This is a genomic window from uncultured Phascolarctobacterium sp., from assembly GCF_958349595.1.
GTDB lineage: Bacteria > Bacillota > Negativicutes > Acidaminococcales > Acidaminococcaceae > Phascolarctobacterium.
The window spans coordinates 278,205-295,236 of sequence record NZ_CATWDQ010000001.1 but is presented as its reverse complement, the minus strand read 5'-3'; the positions used below and the strand labels follow the sequence as shown (position 1 = coordinate 295,236).

General features: G+C 48.7%; 16 protein-coding genes. 11 read left to right on the top strand and 5 right to left on the bottom strand.

Annotated elements, in window-relative coordinates; translation table 11 throughout:
- Positions 1-60: 60 nt before the first annotated feature.
- From Q4G98_RS01250 to Q4G98_RS01225, 6 genes are all read left to right on the top strand, one after another.
- Positions 61-801, top strand: a complete 741-nt coding sequence (locus Q4G98_RS01250; protein ID WP_298564938.1) for a Stp1/IreP family PP2C-type Ser/Thr phosphatase — start codon at positions 61-63, stop codon at positions 799-801.
- Positions 798-2,744 carry a Stk1 family PASTA domain-containing Ser/Thr kinase gene (pknB, locus tag Q4G98_RS01245; protein ID WP_298564940.1) on the top strand — a complete coding sequence of 649 codons (1,947 nt, stop codon included), beginning with the start codon at positions 798-800 and terminating at the stop codon, positions 2,742-2,744. The genes Q4G98_RS01250 and pknB overlap by 4 nt, the downstream gene beginning before the upstream one ends.
- A complete protein-coding gene (gene rsgA, locus Q4G98_RS01240) occupies positions 2,741-3,631 on the top strand; it encodes a ribosome small subunit-dependent GTPase A (protein WP_301961805.1) in 891 nt (296 codons plus the stop codon). Before pknB ends, rsgA begins: the two co-directional genes overlap by 4 nt.
- Positions 3,628-4,272 (top strand): ribulose-phosphate 3-epimerase, encoded by a 645-nt coding sequence (rpe, locus tag Q4G98_RS01235; RefSeq protein ID WP_298564946.1) that lies wholly within the window; start codon positions 3,628-3,630, stop codon positions 4,270-4,272. The genes rsgA and rpe overlap by 4 nt, the downstream gene beginning before the upstream one ends.
- A gap of 121 nt (positions 4,273-4,393) precedes the next feature.
- A complete protein-coding gene (locus Q4G98_RS01230; RefSeq protein ID WP_293717916.1) occupies positions 4,394-4,711 on the top strand; it encodes a DUF4258 domain-containing protein in 318 nt (105 codons plus the stop codon).
- A complete protein-coding gene (locus Q4G98_RS01225; RefSeq protein WP_298564952.1) occupies positions 4,708-4,938 on the top strand; it encodes a type II toxin-antitoxin system MqsA family antitoxin in 231 nt (76 codons plus the stop codon). Before Q4G98_RS01230 ends, Q4G98_RS01225 begins: the two co-directional genes overlap by 4 nt.
- A gap of 180 nt (positions 4,939-5,118) precedes the next feature.
- Here the strand turns inward: Q4G98_RS01225 and Q4G98_RS01220 are convergent, their stop codons facing one another.
- The 4 genes from Q4G98_RS01220 to Q4G98_RS01205 form a co-directional block, all read right to left on the bottom strand.
- Positions 5,119-5,280 carry a YvrJ family protein gene (locus tag Q4G98_RS01220; RefSeq protein WP_177561274.1) on the bottom strand — a complete coding sequence of 54 codons (162 nt, stop codon included), beginning with the start codon at positions 5,278-5,280 and terminating at the stop codon, positions 5,119-5,121.
- Between the two features lie 4 nt (positions 5,281-5,284).
- Positions 5,285-5,497 carry a DUF2922 domain-containing protein gene (locus tag Q4G98_RS01215; RefSeq protein ID WP_293547047.1) on the bottom strand — a complete coding sequence of 71 codons (213 nt, stop codon included), beginning with the start codon at positions 5,495-5,497 and terminating at the stop codon, positions 5,285-5,287.
- Between the two features lie 130 nt (positions 5,498-5,627).
- On the bottom strand, positions 5,628-5,855 hold the full coding sequence (locus Q4G98_RS01210; protein ID WP_177561272.1) for a hypothetical protein: 228 nt from the start codon (positions 5,853-5,855) through the stop codon (positions 5,628-5,630).
- Between the two features lie 43 nt (positions 5,856-5,898).
- Positions 5,899-6,495: a peptidoglycan recognition family protein gene (locus Q4G98_RS01205; RefSeq protein ID WP_298564953.1), complete on the bottom strand. Its 597-nt coding sequence runs from the start codon at positions 6,493-6,495 to the stop codon at positions 5,899-5,901.
- Between the two features lie 348 nt (positions 6,496-6,843).
- Here Q4G98_RS01205 and Q4G98_RS12365 point away from each other — a divergent pair, with 348 nt between their 5' ends.
- Entirely contained in the window at positions 6,844-6,921 is a 78-nt protein-coding gene (locus Q4G98_RS12365; protein ID WP_366780843.1) for a putative holin-like toxin, read from the top strand.
- A 270-nt stretch (positions 6,922-7,191) separates the two neighbouring features.
- Here Q4G98_RS12365 and Q4G98_RS01200 read toward each other — a convergent pair whose 3' ends face one another.
- Positions 7,192-7,413 carry a hypothetical protein gene (locus Q4G98_RS01200; RefSeq protein ID WP_177561270.1) on the bottom strand — a complete coding sequence of 74 codons (222 nt, stop codon included), beginning with the start codon at positions 7,411-7,413 and terminating at the stop codon, positions 7,192-7,194.
- Between the two features lie 560 nt (positions 7,414-7,973).
- On the opposite strand from Q4G98_RS01200, the gene Q4G98_RS01195 reads away from it, so the two are divergent.
- The 4 genes from Q4G98_RS01195 (at position 7,974) to Q4G98_RS01180 (ending at position 16,759) form a co-directional block, all read left to right on the top strand.
- Positions 7,974-11,312, top strand: coding sequence for an autotransporter outer membrane beta-barrel domain-containing protein (locus tag Q4G98_RS01195; protein ID WP_301961804.1), 3,339 nt, complete (start codon positions 7,974-7,976; stop codon positions 11,310-11,312).
- Positions 11,313-11,561: 249 nt separating this feature from the next.
- On the top strand, positions 11,562-11,903 hold the full coding sequence (locus tag Q4G98_RS01190) for a helix-turn-helix domain-containing protein (protein ID WP_298564959.1): 342 nt from the start codon (positions 11,562-11,564) through the stop codon (positions 11,901-11,903).
- A gap of 122 nt (positions 11,904-12,025) precedes the next feature.
- Positions 12,026-12,949 (top strand): glycosyltransferase family 8 protein, encoded by a 924-nt coding sequence (locus Q4G98_RS01185; RefSeq protein ID WP_301961803.1) that lies wholly within the window; start codon positions 12,026-12,028, stop codon positions 12,947-12,949.
- Between the two features lie 30 nt (positions 12,950-12,979).
- The gene (locus Q4G98_RS01180; protein WP_301961802.1) at positions 12,980-16,759 is read left to right on the top strand and encodes an autotransporter outer membrane beta-barrel domain-containing protein; all 3,780 of its coding nucleotides are present in this window, start codon (positions 12,980-12,982) and stop codon (positions 16,757-16,759) included.
- Positions 16,760-17,032: the final 273 nt, after the last annotated feature.

Genomic DNA, 17,032 nt, shown 5'->3' with positions numbered 1-17,032 from the left:
AGGCAGCGGCGTTATCAGTGAGAAAAACAGATATAAGCTATAAAGTAAGGAGGTTCGCCAATGTTCGTTATCAGTAAAACCCATGTGGGCATGGTAAGAACGGTCAACGAAGACGCTTTGTTGACAACAGGACCTGAGCTTTTTGCACTTGCCGACGGTATGGGCGGTTATGCTGCCGGAGATACCGCCAGTAAGGAAGCCCTGCAGGTTTTGCAGCAGGAAGCAGAAAAATTCAAACCGCTTACAGGAGCGGCGCTGTGCGCAGCTATGAGGTCAGCCGTACAGCAGGCCAACGCGCATATCCGCCGCATGGCGCAGACTGAAGAAAAATATCATGATATGGGTACGACGCTGGTGGCGGTCTATCTGGCAGCCGACGGTAAAGCCTATGCGGCTAACGTGGGCGACAGCAGACTGTATACCTGGCGCGAAGGCGTTTTACAGCAGATCACCCGTGACCATTCCTACGTCGCCGAACTGCTGGCCAGCGGTGAGATCACAGCGCAGGAGGCCTTTAAGCATCCGCAGAAAAATATTATCCTGCGGGCGGTGGGCGCCGAAGACGAGCTGGAAGTAGATTGTTTTACCATAGAATTGACTGAAGCTACGAAGCTGCTTTTGTGCAGCGACGGGTTGAGCGATATGGTGGCTGACAGCCAGATCAGTGCGATATTGCAGGAACATCAGACAGCGGCAGCTGCCGAAGCGCTGCTGGAAGCAGCTTTAGACAACGGCGGGCGGGATAATGTTTCGCTGATACTGATCGACCTGACACCGGCAGAGGAGGATAAAAGATCATGACAGATATGATAGGAAAAATTTTACATAACCGTTATAAGATCCTGCGTCCTGTCGGTGTCGGCGGTATGGCAGAAGTTTATCTGGCACAGGATATGCTGCTGGACAGGGAAGTCGCCGTCAAAATACTGCGCGCCCAGTTCAATAACGATAAAAGCCTGCTCGAGCAGTTCCGCCGCGAGGCTCAGTCTGCCGCGCGCCTGATCCATCCTTCTATCGTCAATATTTTTGACGTCTGCGAAGAAAACAGCCTGTATTTTATCGTGATGGAATATGTGGACGGCAGAACGCTGAAAAGTATCTTAGAGGAGCAGGGCCCGCTCAAACCCTTCTGGGCCGTGCATATCGCCTGCGAACTGGCGGCTGCGCTGCAGCACGCCCATAACCGCAATATCATTCACTGCGACATCAAGCCGCATAATATCCTTATCAATAAAAGCATGACCCCTAAAATCGCCGATTTCGGCATCGCGCGCATGGTCACCAGCCAGACGATGGTCTATACCTCGTCGGTAATAGGCTCGGTGCACTATCTGTCGCCTGAACAGGCCGGAGGCTGCCCTGTAACGGCGCAGTCCGACATCTATTCACTGGGCATCGTGCTGTATGAAATGCTGACCGGGCACGTGCCTTTTGACGGCAAAACCGCCGTCGCCGTGGCGATGATGCACCTTGAAAAAACGCCGCCGCCGCTGAAAAGCTATGACCCCGAACTGCCTGATTCACTGCAGGAGGTTATCGACAAGGCACTGGCCAAAGACCCGGCTGACCGCTATGCGACCGCCGAAGAAATGTGGCAGGACCTGTATAACATCAAAACTAAAATGCTGCAGGAAAGCGTAGAAGAAGATTATGCCGAAATGCTGGGCATCACGGCGATCGCGAAAAACGAACTGGCAGAGCCTACCGGAAAAATCTACGACTGGGCTGAGGATACTGAGGAAGGCGCTCCTGAAGAAACCATCATCATGAAACCGGCCTTCAATAAAAGCACTGACGAGATCGTGCAGGAGGCGGCCGCCGTCAACAGACGGGAACGCCGCAATAAATATATCAAGCTGTTCGCGCTGGTCGCGATCCTATCTGCCGTCTTTTTGCTGGTCGGCAACGTCTTCAGCCGCAAAACTGTCGATGTGCCCAACGTCATCGGCAAATCGGTAGTGGAAGCGCAGAAAACCCTGGAAAAATCGGGCTTTACTGTCAAGCTGGACGAAGAATACGACGAAAAGGTGACCCCCGGCTACGTTATCAAACAGGAGCCGGAAGGCATCAGCAAACGCAAGGAAGGCAGCGAGATCACCCTGGTAGTCAGCAAAGGACTGGAAATGCTGGAAATGCCGGATCTGATCGGGCGTAAGCTGGATAATGCTAAAAAACTTTTAAGCGATCTGGGGTATGAAACCGGCATCGTCACCTATAAATTTGTGGCAGGCAAGCCGGCCGAAACCGTTTTGGAACAGGCCCCGAAAGCTAAAAATAAGACCCCGAAAGGCTCGAAGGTAGACCTGGTCGTATGCCGCGACCCCAAAGACATGACTATGCCCGACGTGATGGGCAATACTTTAGACGATGCTAAAAAAGCCCTGACGGAACTAGGGATCATGGATATTACCGTGCGCTATGTGTCAAGCGGCAGCCGGGAAGGCACGATAGTGGGCCTGGAGCCGCCTGTCGGCTCAAAATTTGCCAATGACGGCAAAGTCGTGCTGCAGGTATCCTCCGGCAGTCATCCGCAAAGCGTCAATAAATATGCCGAATTTGTTGTGCCGCAGGGCAGCGGCACGCAGGACGTGCAGATCATCCTGATCGACGACAATGGTCAGCGCACCGTTTACCAGGGCGCGCAGAAAGCAGGCGTACGTATCCGCCAGAAGGTAGAAGTTACCGGCAGCGGCAAAGTACAGTTCTTCTGCAATAATAAAATGGTCGAGGAGAAAAATCTGTGAGTATCGGCCAGGGAAGAATCATCAAAACCTATAACGGTTATTACTATGTCGACAGCGGCAATGGCGAGCTTGTCACCTGCAAGGTCAAGGGCAAGCTCAAGCAGATCCGCTTTTCGCTCTGCACCGGCGACATGGTCGAATTTGAAACCAATCATAACGGCGAGAGCATGATCACCAGGATATTGCCGCGGCGTAATTTTATGCTGCGCCCGACGATCGCCAACGTCGATCTGATCATCGTTGCTTTTGCCTGCGTCAACCCTGATTTCAGCTACCTGTTGGCCGATAAGCTGCTGGTACTGGCAGAGCAGGCGGGTATCCCGGCTATTATCTGCCTGAATAAAATCGATCTGGCGCCGGCTGGCTTTGTGGAAGAGGTCAAAGCAGTATATGCAAAGATCGGCTATGAAGTATTTGCTGTTTCCGCCCGGCAGGGCACTAATATCGCAGCCCTGAAAGAGCGGTTATACGGTAAAATAACAGTCTTTGCCGGGCCCTCCGGCGTAGGCAAGTCATCGACGCTCAACGCTATCGAACCGGGTATGCAGCTGGTCACAGGCAGCGTCAGCGAAAAAATAGGGCGGGGCAGGCACACCACACGCTTTGCCCACCTGCTGCCCTTTGCCGGCGGCTATATGGCTGATACGCCTGGTTTTGGCAACTTGAACCTGGAAGAACTGGACGACAAAAAGCTGGCATCGTGCTTCCGCGAATTTGCCGATTTTGAACAGGGCTGCAAGTTTACGCCCTGCACCCATACGCACGAACCGGTCTGCGGCGTCAAGGACGCGCTGGCGGCAGGCGAGATAGCGCCGTCGCGTTATGAATCGTACCTGACTATTTTAGAAGAAATAAAATCCAAAAAGGAAAAGGACGGAAGAAAATGATCAAAGTAGCGCCTTCAATCTTATCTGCCGATTTTGCTTATCTGGCAGACGAAATCAAAAAAATCGAAACTGCCGGAGCTGACTGGGTACATATCGACGTGATGGACGGCGCCTTTGTGCCGAACCTGACCTTTGGCGCGCCTGTCGTGCAAAAGATCCGTAAGGTCACAGGCCTCTTTTTTGACTGTCACCTGATGGTCAATAATCCTGAGCAATATATCGACGATTTCGCTGCTGCCGGAGCCGATATGATAGTTGTGCATGCCGAAGCTACCAAGCATCTGCACCGCTGCGTGCAATATATCAAAAACAAAGGCCTGCAGGCAGGTGTGGCGCTGAACCCGGCTTCGCCCCTGTGCCTGGTAGAAGAAATTTTGCCCGAGTTGGATATGGTGCTTTTGATGAGCGTCAACCCCGGCTTTGGCGGACAGAGCTTCATTGAAACTACAGTGCCAAAAATAGCCCGGCTGCGGAAAATGATCGATGACGCAGGCCTGAACGTGGAGATACAGGTAGACGGCGGTATCAACGATAAAACATCTAAATTAGTCCGCGAAGCAGGCGCTACCGTGCTGGTAGCAGGCTCGTATGTTTACGGAGCCGCCGATACCAAAGCGGCTATCGCCAGTTTAAAAGCATAATTGGTAATCAATATTATAACCGTACAGTATTTAGCTGTGCGGTTTTACTTTTCTATAGTAGATTTTTCAACGAAATTTGACTATTATGTTATACTAGGATATATGGAGAGAAGGTTGTACTTTGGATATTAAAATCATAAAAATGTTATGTGAAAAAAATGCCATTCGCTGGACTAATCATATTCTAATACGACTTTTACAACGTGGAATATCTATTAAGGATATTAAACATGGGTTATTATGTGGTAAAATAATAGAAGAGTATCCTAATGATTATCCTCATCCAAGCTGTTTAGTTTTAGGAATGTCTGTAAATAGACAATATATACATGTAGTTTGTGGTATTGCATATGATGAATTATGGTTGATAACGGCTTATTATCCCAATCCTGATGAATGGAATAATGATTTTACGCAAAGAAGGAGGCAACAACGATGAAACACTGTTTTATGTGTAAAGGAATGCTAGAAGATAAAGCAACGACTTTTATGGCTGATTTAGGTAATTGTATCGTCATTATTAAAAATGTACCATCACAGGTTTGCATTCAGTGTGGAGAGATTTCCTATAGTGACGAAGTTGCCGTTGAATTGGAACGAATCAGTAATTCGCTTAAGCAATCAGTTACAGAAATTGCAATTATTGATTTTACTAAGGCTGCTTAAAGCAACAGTTAAATCAGTTGAGTGAATTTAAAATATCTGTAATTTAAAATACCGCTATGAAGTATACTTCATAGCGGTATTTATGTTATTTATTATTCAGGACGCGCAGCAGCAGACGCAGCCAGTTCAGTAAACTCCTGGTTTTATTATTGATCGCAAGCCTCCTTGACATTTGAGTTGTTATTGCTCGTTGTGGTTATTTTGCAGCAGCGCCTTGCTCAGCTCGTTCAGGCACTCAGTAAGCCTGTCCAGCCGCTGCTCCATGCGCAGCAGCAGATACCAGCTCAGCACCATCGGAAACCCGAAATTGCCGACAGCGCTGCAAAGCTCTTTGGTATCCATAAGCTTACGCCAGTACGGAAACAGTAACGGTTTTGATACGCGCTTCCACAAATTCAGTCAAAGCACAGCCGCTGCTGGTAATAACGCCAGCTTCAATGATCTTGTCGGCGGCTGCCTTAGCCTCGGCTAAAGTAACATCCTCACGCGGATCAGCAATACTTAAAGTTTTTTTGCTGCCGTCGTTTTTAGTAAAGACCAGTTCTAAAGTTTTTTCCATGATTTTCTCCTTTCAGCTTATAGTTTTTGTATGTAACCAAAAGTTACAGTGTTTTATTATTTTTACTTAAATATAGCAGTTCTTGGTGCTATATAGTAGGTTTTAAAGCGCATTGTGAAGGATGAAAAGCTTATTCAGCTTTTTCAAGCGCCGCTTTCTCGCTTACATATACGTTAACGACGGGATGGGCCATCAACTCGCCGATAGCCTCGGCAACTGCATAACACTTCGCATTTTCGGCATCAATAACAACACTGCCGATCAGCGCGCTTTTGGTCTGCATAGCACCCAAAGCATTTACACCGTCCTCTGCTTCCAAATACAATTTTAAAGAAGTTATATTTTTAGTAACACTCATCCTTTTCACCTCCTTTTACGGCGTCAGGCACCGCTGATTATTTTTACTCTAAAGTTACAGCTGACGGCAGGCGCGCCCGGCGTAAAGCCTCCAAATACCAAAGCGCCTTACCGCGCAGGACTTCTCCGCCCGGTTTCATCATGTCGTCGCCGGGAGAATCGTGCACATACCACAAATCCCAGCGGGTCTCCGCATCGCCGCTGTAAGGCCCGTAACCGTCCAGCAGCGCCGCCTCGCAATGGGTCAGAACAGTAAAACGGTCAACAGCAAGGTCAAGTCCGTCTGTGAGCTGGGCTGTTAATTTAGCGGCCGCGTCGATTTGCTGCGGCGTGGGCGGATAACTGCCAAAAGCAGTATCGTAGCCGTGGTGGGGCAAAGCCCCTAAAGCGCAGCAAAGGGCGATACCGATTGAACCGCTGTTGCGGTGCCAGGTATGCGGCTTATAATCAGTCAGCAATGCGCAGGTACGGTAAATGCTGCCGTCGGCGTCAATATTAAAATGATAATCGTCGTACAGCTCGCCGTAACGTCCTGCCGTCCAGTGCAGATAGATCTGTGCGATACGGTTGCGTCCCAGGACAGTCAGATCCCGCAGCTTAGCTGCGGTCAGTACAGGTGTTGCTGCTTTCTGTAATCTCATATTTGCTCCTCCTTTCAGTCTGGGGCAGCTGCCTGTAAAACAGCGTGCCCGAAACTTGATCGTTCGGGGTGATTAACCCTTACACTTATAAAAGAGCAGCAAAATCGCGTTTTTATGCTATGTTTACACAAATAAAATGCAAAAGACCGTTTTTGTAAAACAAAACACCTCTAAAGCAGGGCAAAAACCTTACTTTAGAGGTGTTTATTTGTTTGTGATAATATATTGCAAGCATAAAAATAAAATAACGAACTTTAGTTTGTAAACTTGATTGCAAAGTGCTATACTAGGGCAAGAGATAGCAAATGAGTTGGCTTATCAGTCCCGTAACGGATTGGTGGTGGGACTATGAGCGTATATCAGGCATTGTCATTAATGATAGCGTTTGGTATCCTCGTGGCTACCATTTTTCTTGCCCTTAAATAGCAAGAAAATGAGCCCAACATAAGTATGCGGGCCCATCTTCAAGTCTACATTGTTACGAGATGAGCCAACGCGACTAAACATTTGCTATCTCTTTTGCTAATATTATATCGCATTTGTCAAGTAAAAGCAAAAACCGCATAACCTTGCGGCTAAGCGGCTTCCTGTCGAATTCAAAATTCTAGAGAGGAGAGCCGACTTACCCAATCAGCTATCTCTACTTCGTATTATAGACTGTTCGTCAAAGAATTTCAAGTGAAAGTATTTTACGATCTATGGACGGCAAACCTTGCAAGGAACCATACCCATATCAATAGCTTCCTGCCGGCTGGAAAAATAAATACGGTTACTTTCATTCATTTTACGTTCCCAGCGGCAGCCCTGATAATGGAACTTCCAACTGTTGCGGTTGCCAATATAAGTTGTAGCATATGCTGCCAGTGGAATAGCCAGAGCAATAATAAACGCTAATGTGATAGTTATAAATTTCTTCATAAGAAATCACTTCCGTATTTCATTTAATTTTATTATCAAATTCAATAATAGAATCAGCGTAGAATAAAAATATAAACGACAAAAGTCGCATAACCTTGCGGCTAAGCGGCTTCCTGTTGATTTTAATATTCACGGGAAAGCCAACTTACCACAATCAGCTATCTCTACTTTGTATTATAGATTGTTCGTCAAAAAATTTCAAATAGATTTTTATTTACTGATAGTTAAATGAGCAGTTGTTCCCCGCCTACTTTGGTAGGCGTTTTTTTTATGCCTTTTTTGGGGTAAGACGGGTCAAAACTGCATCAGGCGGCAGCCTTTTTAGCTGTATAGAAAATTTTATTGCTGCCTGGCCACGTAAAGAGTTGCAAGACAAGCTTAAACATTTACTTACAGTTAAAGTAAATGTCTTGCGGGGGGGGACAGAGATGTTATAATACTTATAATTACCTCTGTATATAAATTGTATGTATTAGTTAAACTACTTGAAATAAAAGAAAGAATAAATTAAAGAAAATTAAAGTATACAGGGGGTTCAGCTAAGGGAAGCGGGGATAGGGATGAAGAGATCAAGCAAGCATAACAGACGTTTAGCCAAGACAGTTGGGCTGACGCTCCTGTTATCCGCAGCAGTTGCCAGTCAGGGCATGGCGGCGGAGGTCATTACTGATGGGATCACTTTAAATGGGGGCACGAGAACATTAACGGAAGATACTGAGGTTTCAAATTCCGCTGCAGGCACGGTTATCAGTTTAAGCGGCGGCGCTGAATTGACAGCCGAAAAAGATTTAACGGTCACAGCAGCCAACGGAACAGGTAAGAGCGAAGGGATGAATATCAACGGCTCTACGCTTACAGTGGCCGGCAAAACAGTGATCGGCGTTACATGCACCAGCAGCAACACTAGTCACTATGCTTACGGTATCAGTATGTCAAGTTTGTCTGGAGCCAGCAGCGCCAGTTTTCAGGATCTGGAGATCAACTCCTCCTCTGCGGCAGGAGCGGCATTTGGTATATCCGGTAGTGATGCTTGCACCAATACGGTTAACGGTACAGCGAAGCTGAATGTGACGGCTGGAGGCAGCAGTGGTGCGATCGGTATTCAGACCATCGGTACTAATAATTTTGGAAATTTAGAAATCACTGCTGTTTCGGCAGCAGGTAGTGCTACCGGCATCAACTATCAGTCTAAGGCGGGTAAAACGGCGTCAGTTACAGTTACTGGTACTGCTTTACTTACAGTTAAAGGTCAGTCGGCCTGGGGCATCAAATCACAGCAAGGCAGCAAAAGCAATTTTAATGAGTTAATGATCATAGCTGAAGCGACTCAAAGTGATGCTTATGGCATACATTCGCTTAGCGATGCAGAAAATACAGCAGCAGGCACTGCTGCTATTACTGCTAATGCCATCGGTACTGCTGCCTCCAGTACTGCCCGTGGTATCTATGCGCAAAACACGAGTAAAAATACTTTTGAAAAGGATCTGACGCTTACCTCCATCTCAGAAGCAGGTGCTGCAACGGGTATTAGTAATTATAATGATGCAAGTACTGCTGTAGGCGGTAATACCATGATCACTGTTCGTGGTAATAGTGAAACTTCGGGAATATATTTGGGTAACAACGCTACAGGAACATTTGGCAAGGATCTGACGATAACTGCTGAATCGTCTGTATATCATAGCCGCGGTATCCGTATAAACAGTACGGCGGCCAATGCGTTGACGGTAGGCGGCAACACCAATATCATGGTCACTGCCGGCGCTCAGGCTCAAAATGCGGAGGTCTGCGGAATCAGTCTTGAGTCTACTGCCACCAATAAATTCCAGGGTAATACCGTGATCAGCGTAATTGATCATAGTCTTGCTGCCACCGGGACTACTTATGGGATCGCCTACGGCGTTAAGGAAAGTTATGGATCAAATACCTTTGAAAAGGATCTGACGATTACCGTTGTATCTGACAACAATAAAGCTTACGGCATGAATTTAGTTGGTAGTGGTTCAGCGCCAACCCAAGTGACAGGCGGTGATAATATTATCACTGCTATTGGCAAAACAGGGGCTTACGGCATCAATATCAGCAATGGTGCCGGCAAGACCTTTGCCGGAGGTACGGCTACCTATATCAATCTTGGCAACACAGACGCAGGCGTTAGCGGCAGGGCGCCTGTCGAGAATTACGGTATCCAAACTAGCAGGGAAAGCGCTGCTTTTGCAAATAAGGTCATTATCAACAATGCCGGCTGCCTGCAGGACAGCGTTACTTATGGCGTTTACGGCGAAAATAAATGGAATTATATCCCGGTAGTAATAGATTTTCAAAAGGGGCTGGTGTTTGCCAACCAGACGGACGGCTATGCCCTGTATGCTACGGGTGAGGATAATAGTAGTCTTACTAAAATCTTAGCCAATAGCAGCGGCGGCAGTCAGGTTTATCTGACAGGAGCAATCAAGGCCTGCCAAAACGGTGAGATCCACTTGAAGCTGGATACGCAGGATTCCTATTACAAGGGCACGGCGACCATAGAGCAAGCAACCAGCGGCAATAATGCAGGCGTCATTGATCTGGAGCTGGCTAACGGAGCCAAATGGGACGTTACAGGCGACAGCCATATTACAAATCTGGTACTGGGGGCCGGCGGCGGCATCGATCTGCAGCAGCAGGCAGGGCATCAGGAATTACAGGCCGATAACTTGAGCGGCAGCGGCGGGACGATCGTCATCGGTTCTGACCTGCGCAGCGATCAGGCGGATAAGCTGATTATCGGCTCCGGTTCCAATGCAGGCAGCCAAAATATTATAGCTAAGGATGCCAATGGTACTGCCAGCGGCAAAGCTTTGATTGCCAGTGACGCCAGCAACACTTTAGATTTAGAGGGCGGCAGCGGTTATTTTGGTGGACTGCATACCTATACTGCTGATGTTGCAGCGGAAAGCAATGGTTCAGGCACAGACTGGTATCTGCGGAGCGTAACAGAAGAACTTACCGAAACAGCGGCAACGCTGCTGCAGAGCAGTGACGCTGTCTATTCCGGCTGGGTGCACAATAACGACAGCCTGAACGAACGGTTGGGAGAAGTACACGCCGACGTGTCAAAACAAGGTGTCTGGGCCCGTGTAAGCGGCGGCAGATTAAAGGGCAGCGGCTTAAAAAATAATTATCAAACTTATCAGCTGGGCTATGATGCGCTTTTGGAAGCCGGTAAGGACAATGCGGCTAAATATAAGACCAGCAAGTGGCTGGGCGGCGCGGCTATAGAATATACTGCGGGCAGCACCGGGTATACAGCCGGCAGCGGTGAGAACAATATGACTTCCCTGGCTCTGTATGGTACGAAATACAACGAAAAATCAGGCGATAAGCTGGATATTGTTTTGAAACACGGACAGATCAAAGGCGAGCTGACGGCCTACGGTATTGGCAGCGACAGGGCCGACTATAAAACCAGGGCCAGCTCGCTGAGCCTGGAATACGGCAAGCGGCTGCAGCAGCAAAGCGGTTGTTTTCTTGAACCGCAGCTGCAAATGACTTTGGGGCATATCAACGGCAACAGCTATACTACTGCCGGCGGGACCAGAGTAGACTACGACAGCATCAACAGCGCCGTAGGGCGGTTGGGCATAGCTGTAGGCAAACAATTCCGTCAGGGCAATGTGTATTTGCAGGCTTCAGCTTTGCATGAATTTGGCGGCAGCGGCGGCATCAGCCTAACGGCGGCCAACGGCGAAACTGCGCAGGAGAAGAAGGATTACAGCGGCAGCTGGTATGAGCTGAAGGTGGGCGGCAACGTCAGTCTGAACCCAAACAACGACCTGTATTTTGATGTGGCACGCTCTTTTGGCGGCGATTTCCAAAAACAGTGGCAGATCAATGCCGGATTGAGGTTCAGTTTCTGAGCAGTATCTGCGCGATCACCCTGAGCTTGTAAGCAGGTAAAAAGTAAAGCTTGTATGAGGATAAGGCAGCCAAGCTGCGGCGAAAACATCTGCTTATATGTCTTGCGGGGGGGTACAAACGTGCTATAATGAATGCGGATATTATCTTAACAAATGTTTTTGAAGTTTTAATAAATAAAATCTGTTTTTTAACAATGTAAGTGACAGGAAAAACAATATTTTCAAGAGTGCAGGAGTGGTGATGTAAAGGTGTACGATGAAAAATGCCTGACGCGTATCGGCGGCAATATCCGTTTTCTACGCACTGCCTGTCAGCTCAACCAGCAGGAAATGGCAAAACGCATTGGTATCAGTCAAACCCATCTGAGTAATTTAGAGCATAATCATACGCAGGTCAGCCTGAAGCTGCTGCTGCGGATCGCCAATGTGCTGGAGTGCCCGCTGCAAGTTTTTTTGGATACCCAGGCGGCACTGGATTGGGGCAAAGAACAGGCTAAAAAAGATGCGTCTGAGCAGGAAGAAATTACAGAAACCTATACCTTAGAGGAAGTGCGGCAGCTTTTGCAGCATGTGCGGCTGCCATACAAGTAAAACGCTGTAACCGCAGCAGTTGCTGCGGAGGATATATATTTAATCTGCAAAACGGGGAGGCGGTAACGCAGGCAGAGCAGGAAAAATAAAAATGCTGTAATGGCAAAGAGAGGAGGAGTAAAGTGCCCGAACAAATACATCTTGGTTTCGGCATTGATAAGAATTTTGGCAAATTCGCCGGCATCACCATCACCTCATTGGTGCATAACAATATCGAGCATGATCTGATCGTGCATATCGTCTACGACGAGCTGCTGCAGGAGGATATGGAAAAATTACTGCAGATGGAAAGGCTGTACCGTAATCTGACACTGCGCTTTTACCAGATCACAAGTACCGAAGGCATGACCTTCGTCGTACCGCCGGGACATATCACGCAGGCGATGTATTACCGCTATCTGTTTGCCGATATGCTGCCGGAAACGGTAACGCGGCTTATCTACATGGATGCGGACATCATCTGCAAAGGCGATATCCTGCCCTTGTGGCAGCTGGACTTGCAGGGGAAGGTGCTGGCAGCGGCGCGCGATTACGGCGAGGACCGCAGCTGTGACCGTATCGGTCTGAAAAACGGCCGCTATTTCAATTCCGGCGTGCTGCTGATGGATCTGACTAAGTGGCGGCAGCAAAAACTGACGCAGAAGCTGTTTCAGTGGCTGGAGCAGGTCGGCGGCACGAAGATCCTCTGGGGCGATCAGGACGCGCTCAACGGCGTTATCGACGGCGAGTTTACCGAGCTGCCGAAGAAGTACAACGGTATCGTTATCAACAACACGACATTGAATGAGAATTTGGAATTAGTGATCGTGCATTATATCGATTACGTGAAGCCCTGGCATATTTATTATGTAGACAGCAATGCGAAAGAACTGTACTGGCAGTATGTCAAAAAATCCCTGTGGAGCGATTTGAAACCGCAGGATGGTAAGACTGTGCAGACAGTGATGATGACGGCGCGGCTGCTGCACAAGCAAGGCAAATATGCCGAATCAGCGTCGTATTACGAAGCCTTATTAAAGTATTTTCTAAAAGATAAATATGAATAAAAATGATGGATTTGAGAAAGAAGGATGCAAATGTCTCGTAAAAAGAGCTTAACTAAGAAAATAGCCCATACTTTAATGGCGATGTCGATAGTTTATTCCAGTGGTATCAACATTGTAGTCAACGAGGTTTATGCCGCAGAGACAACAAAAAACATTACCAACAATAGCAATACTGGCCCTTTTACTGAAACCGGCGCAGCTGGCACCGGCTCTTCATCTGGTTCCGTTACCGATGGTGAAAATGTTGAGCTTACCGGCAAGATCACAGAGGCTACTATCAACGATGCTATTGAGGTTACAGCGACCGGGGGTAAGGGCGGTAATGATGATAGAGACTCACCAACAGTAATGTTAGGCGCTAAAGGCGGCGACGCTGTGTCCAGGGTAACGGTAGATGAAAGTCTCAGCAATATTGAAGTAGGCAATATATCAGTTACCTCCTACGGCGGCGTTAATGGCAGCGCTTATCAGGGGGCAGCTCAGGTTTCCGGGGCTGCTGCGGCATATGGCATAGAGGTCAAGCATGATCTGACGATCACAGCGGCTGATATAACAGTAAAAGCAGAATCAAAATTCGTAAATCCAAGTGTTGACGATCCGGTAGAGATAAACGCAGCTAAACATAGTGGTGCAGCAGCAACGGGGCTGCAGGTCAATGGAGGGAAGGTTGCTTTTACCGGCAATAGTATCAATGTTTTAGTTGCTGCGAGCATGGGAAACTCCTTCAAGAGTGTAGAGGATGGTGTAAATAAGCTTGCTGCCGGCGGTGATATCGAGGCTTATGGGATCAGGGTCACTGGCGGCGAGTTAACGGCCAAACTGACAGGCGCAGTGGATGTTAGTGATTTGACGAGTTCTAAAGGCGATAGTATTGGCGCAACAACTTCAGCGTCACTAGGTCATGCCGTAGCCGGCGGTGACGGCGGCAATGTGTTGGCTTATGGTGTTGCTGTAGATGGCGGTATCGTCCATTTAGATTTGCAGGATATAAAATCGAGCAGTAATTATGCAAGCGGAGGTGCAGGCGGGGACGGTTCTCTTGGCGATGCCAGCATCGGGGGAGGCAATGGCGGTAAGGGCGGTAAGGCTGATATTGTCGGCGTCCATATTGCCAGTGGTAAGGCAGACGGCAAGGTAGGTACAATAAGCGTAAAAACTACTTTAAGTAGTGCTGCTGGCGGCAAAGGCGGTACCGGCGAAAATTGTATCAGCGGTTTTGGCGGCGCTGGCGGCGCTATTTATGCAGCAGGTATCAGTAATAATGGCGGCGAGGCAGAACTGACTGTTGGTGGAATTGATATAGAGATAAAAGGCGTTACAGGAGGCGCTTTACAGGATGTAAAAATAACTGATTTGAACTCAATAAAAGCTGCAGGGGAAATACAGGCTGCTGCCGGTAAGGGCGGCGAGGCGCTGGCAGTCGGTGTGGATAACCGGGGTGGTAACAGCAGTATTACTGTAAATGAAGAGATTTCGGTTCAGGCTAGCGGTGGTGCTGGTGGCAGTGGCGCCAATGTAACTTTCGGAGATAATATAACAGCAATAGATAGCAGTGTTGATCAGATACTGCGGTCAGAAAAGGCTTGCGGAGCTGGCGGCGAGGCCATAGCCGTTGGTTTGCAGAATACGGACGGCAGCTTGACGGCGAATGTGAAGAAGCTTTCAGTCACAGCTACTGGCGGCAGGAGCGGAACAGGCTGTAAAGGTTCTATTATGGGCGCTGGCGACAGCAATTTTGGCGGAGCCGCTGCCGCTTATGGCATCAATGTTTTAGGCGGATTGGCTGAAAGTTTAACGGCGTCTGAAATTGAAGTAACAGCTACTGGTGGTTCCAGTTATTATGCCGGGGATGCTAATGTTGGGGGGAGTGCAAATAATCAGGGCGCTTCTGGCGGCAATGGCGGCCAGGGGGCAAACGGTGCTGCGTATGGCGTCAGCAACAGCGGCGGCAGTGTCGGTTTGACAGTCGGCAAAATCACAGCTAGTGCCAACGGTGGCAATGGTTGGGGCGGCGGTATCGGTGGAAGAAATGGTACCGGCGGCGATGGCGGCGACGGAGGCAGTGCTTATGCTTATGGTGTTTTTGGCAAAGGCAGCGGCAGCCATACGGTGATCGCGGTGGATCAGATCATTGCAGAGGCGAAGGCTGGTGATCGCGGTGTTGGTGGTGAGGCAACAGGAGGTCAGAAAGGTCAGAATGGCCAGAAGGGTGAAGCAGCCGAGGCTTACGGCATATATGCCGAAGATGGCGCTGTGATAATTTTAAGCGCTACACCTGATAATACTGACAACGGCACGATCAAGATAGCCGCAAAAGCAGGTAATACTGCGATCACAGCGGGCAGTAAAGCCTATGCCGTATATGCCGATAATGCGACAGTGCTGTTCGACAGCAATGCCGAGCTGAACACCAGTGACGGCACAACGGCTAATCCTGATATCATTACTTATCTGAAGGATGCGACTTTAGGCTTTGGTACTCCAGGTGAAGGGCAAAATGTGGGCCGCACTATTACCGGCAGCACTTTGCAGCTGGAGGGCAGCAATACCTTCCGGGTCGCTACCGACCTTGCCAATAACAAGGCTGACAGCTTTAAGTTTGAGAGTCTGGCAGGCAGCAGCACGGCAACGCAGTATATAACTGTCGGTTACGACAAATCTTTTGACGGCAGCAAGCTGGACAGCCTTGTGGGTGATGTGACGGTACTGACGATAACTAATTTAGGTGCTGACCAGAACTTGAATAATTTTGTGGGTAAAGAAAGCGAAATGGACGACCCGCTGACCAGATTCCTGGCAACGCCGACCGTAGAGGTGGGTGCTGACGACACTGGCAATGGCGGTGTCGTTAAAATCACGCAAATAGATTTTAAAGAAGATGGCGCTTCTGAAACAGTGCTGACAGTAGCTGACGCCCAGATGTCGATAGCGAACCTGTGGCGCGTCGAAGGCAACAATCTGATGAAACGCATGGGCGACCTGCGCAGCGACCCGGAAGCTGCTGAGGGCGGCGTTTGGGCCCGTTACTACCGGGGCGAGATGAGCGCCGACAGCGCCTATGACCGCAGCTTTGACCAGGATTACACAGCTTTCCAGGGCGGTATCGACAAGATGCAGGACTACAAGGGCGGCAAGCTCTATACCGGTATCGCCGTCAACCGCATCGACAGTAATGCTAATTATCTTGCCGGCAGCGGCGACCTGAGCAGTACCGGCGTAGGCGTATACGCCAGCTGGCTGGGCAGCAAGGGGCATTATCTAGATGTTATCGCCCGCGGCAGCAAGCTTGCCAACGACTTTAAGCTGGTAGATAAAAACGGCAGGGAAGCCAACGCCGATTATGATACCTGGGCTTACGGCATCAGCGCCGAATACGGCTACAGACAGAACCTGAACGCAGGCTGGTTCGTAGAACCGCAGGCAGAGCTGAGTTTGGGACGTATCGGCAGCGCTGATTATACGACCAGCAACGGCGTCAGCATCAAGCAGGACGCAGTCAACAGTGCTGTGACCCGCTTAGGCGTTTTGAGCGGTAAGGAATTTACCATGAATGGACGGCAGGGCAACGCTTATGTGAAAGCCTCGCTGCTGCACGACTTTGGCGGCAACGGCGGCGGAGCTGCCTATTACAACGACAGAAGCACTGTTGTGGAAAGCGCCGATATGAGCGGCACCTGGTGGGAAATCGGTCTGGGAGCCAATCTGGGGATTGCCAAAAACAGCAATCTGTATTTTGACGCCTTGAAAACCTTCGGCGGCGACTTGCGCACCGACTGGCAGTTCAATGCCGGGTTGAGATTTACGTTCTAAGCGGCGTACCTTTAGACTTGCTTTTAAGAAAGTCTAAGCAACAAAAATAGGATCTGAATTTAAAGAAAAAGAATAAATAAGTTTTCTGAACCTTATTCACCACTTTAACAACATACATAAAAACAATGACGGTATGAATATTATTTTCGTGCCGTCGTTGTTTTTTTATGCCTGTTTGCGGCAAAAATGCAGTTACACAAATTTTATTTTGCAGAAAATTTTTGTAATGAGTGCATAAAAACGCGAATTTGCTGCTCTTTTATATATAGAGGC

Bases quoted from the DNA above. Each gene is read 5' to 3' on its own strand.
- Q4G98_RS01215 (WP_293547047.1), bottom strand. From the start codon at position 5,497: ATGGAAAAAACTTTAGAACTGGTCTTTACTAAAAACGACGGCAGCAAA.
- Q4G98_RS01210 (WP_177561272.1), bottom strand. From the start codon at position 5,855: ATGAGTGTTACTAAAAATATAACTTCTTTAAAATTGTATTTGGAAGCA.
- Q4G98_RS01195 (WP_301961804.1), top strand. From the start codon at position 7,974: ATGAAGAGATCAAGCAAGCATAACAGACGTTTAGCCAAGACAGTTGGG.
- Q4G98_RS01200 (WP_177561270.1), bottom strand. From the start codon at position 7,413: ATGAAGAAATTTATAACTATCACATTAGCGTTTATTATTGCTCTGGCT.
- Q4G98_RS01180 (WP_301961802.1), top strand. From the start codon at position 12,980: ATGTCTCGTAAAAAGAGCTTAACTAAGAAAATAGCCCATACTTTAATG.
- Q4G98_RS01220 (WP_177561274.1), bottom strand. From the start codon at position 5,280: ATGGATACCAAAGAGCTTTGCAGCGCTGTCGGCAATTTCGGGTTTCCG.
- Q4G98_RS12365 (WP_366780843.1), top strand. From the start codon at position 6,844: ATGAGCGTATATCAGGCATTGTCATTAATGATAGCGTTTGGTATCCTC.
- rpe (WP_298564946.1), top strand. From the start codon at position 3,628: ATGATCAAAGTAGCGCCTTCAATCTTATCTGCCGATTTTGCTTATCTG.
- Q4G98_RS01205 (WP_298564953.1), bottom strand. From the start codon at position 6,495: ATGAGATTACAGAAAGCAGCAACACCTGTACTGACCGCAGCTAAGCTG.
- pknB (WP_298564940.1), top strand. From the start codon at position 798: ATGACAGATATGATAGGAAAAATTTTACATAACCGTTATAAGATCCTG.
- Q4G98_RS01225 (WP_298564952.1), top strand. From the start codon at position 4,708: ATGAAACACTGTTTTATGTGTAAAGGAATGCTAGAAGATAAAGCAACG.
- Q4G98_RS01250 (WP_298564938.1), top strand. From the start codon at position 61: ATGTTCGTTATCAGTAAAACCCATGTGGGCATGGTAAGAACGGTCAAC.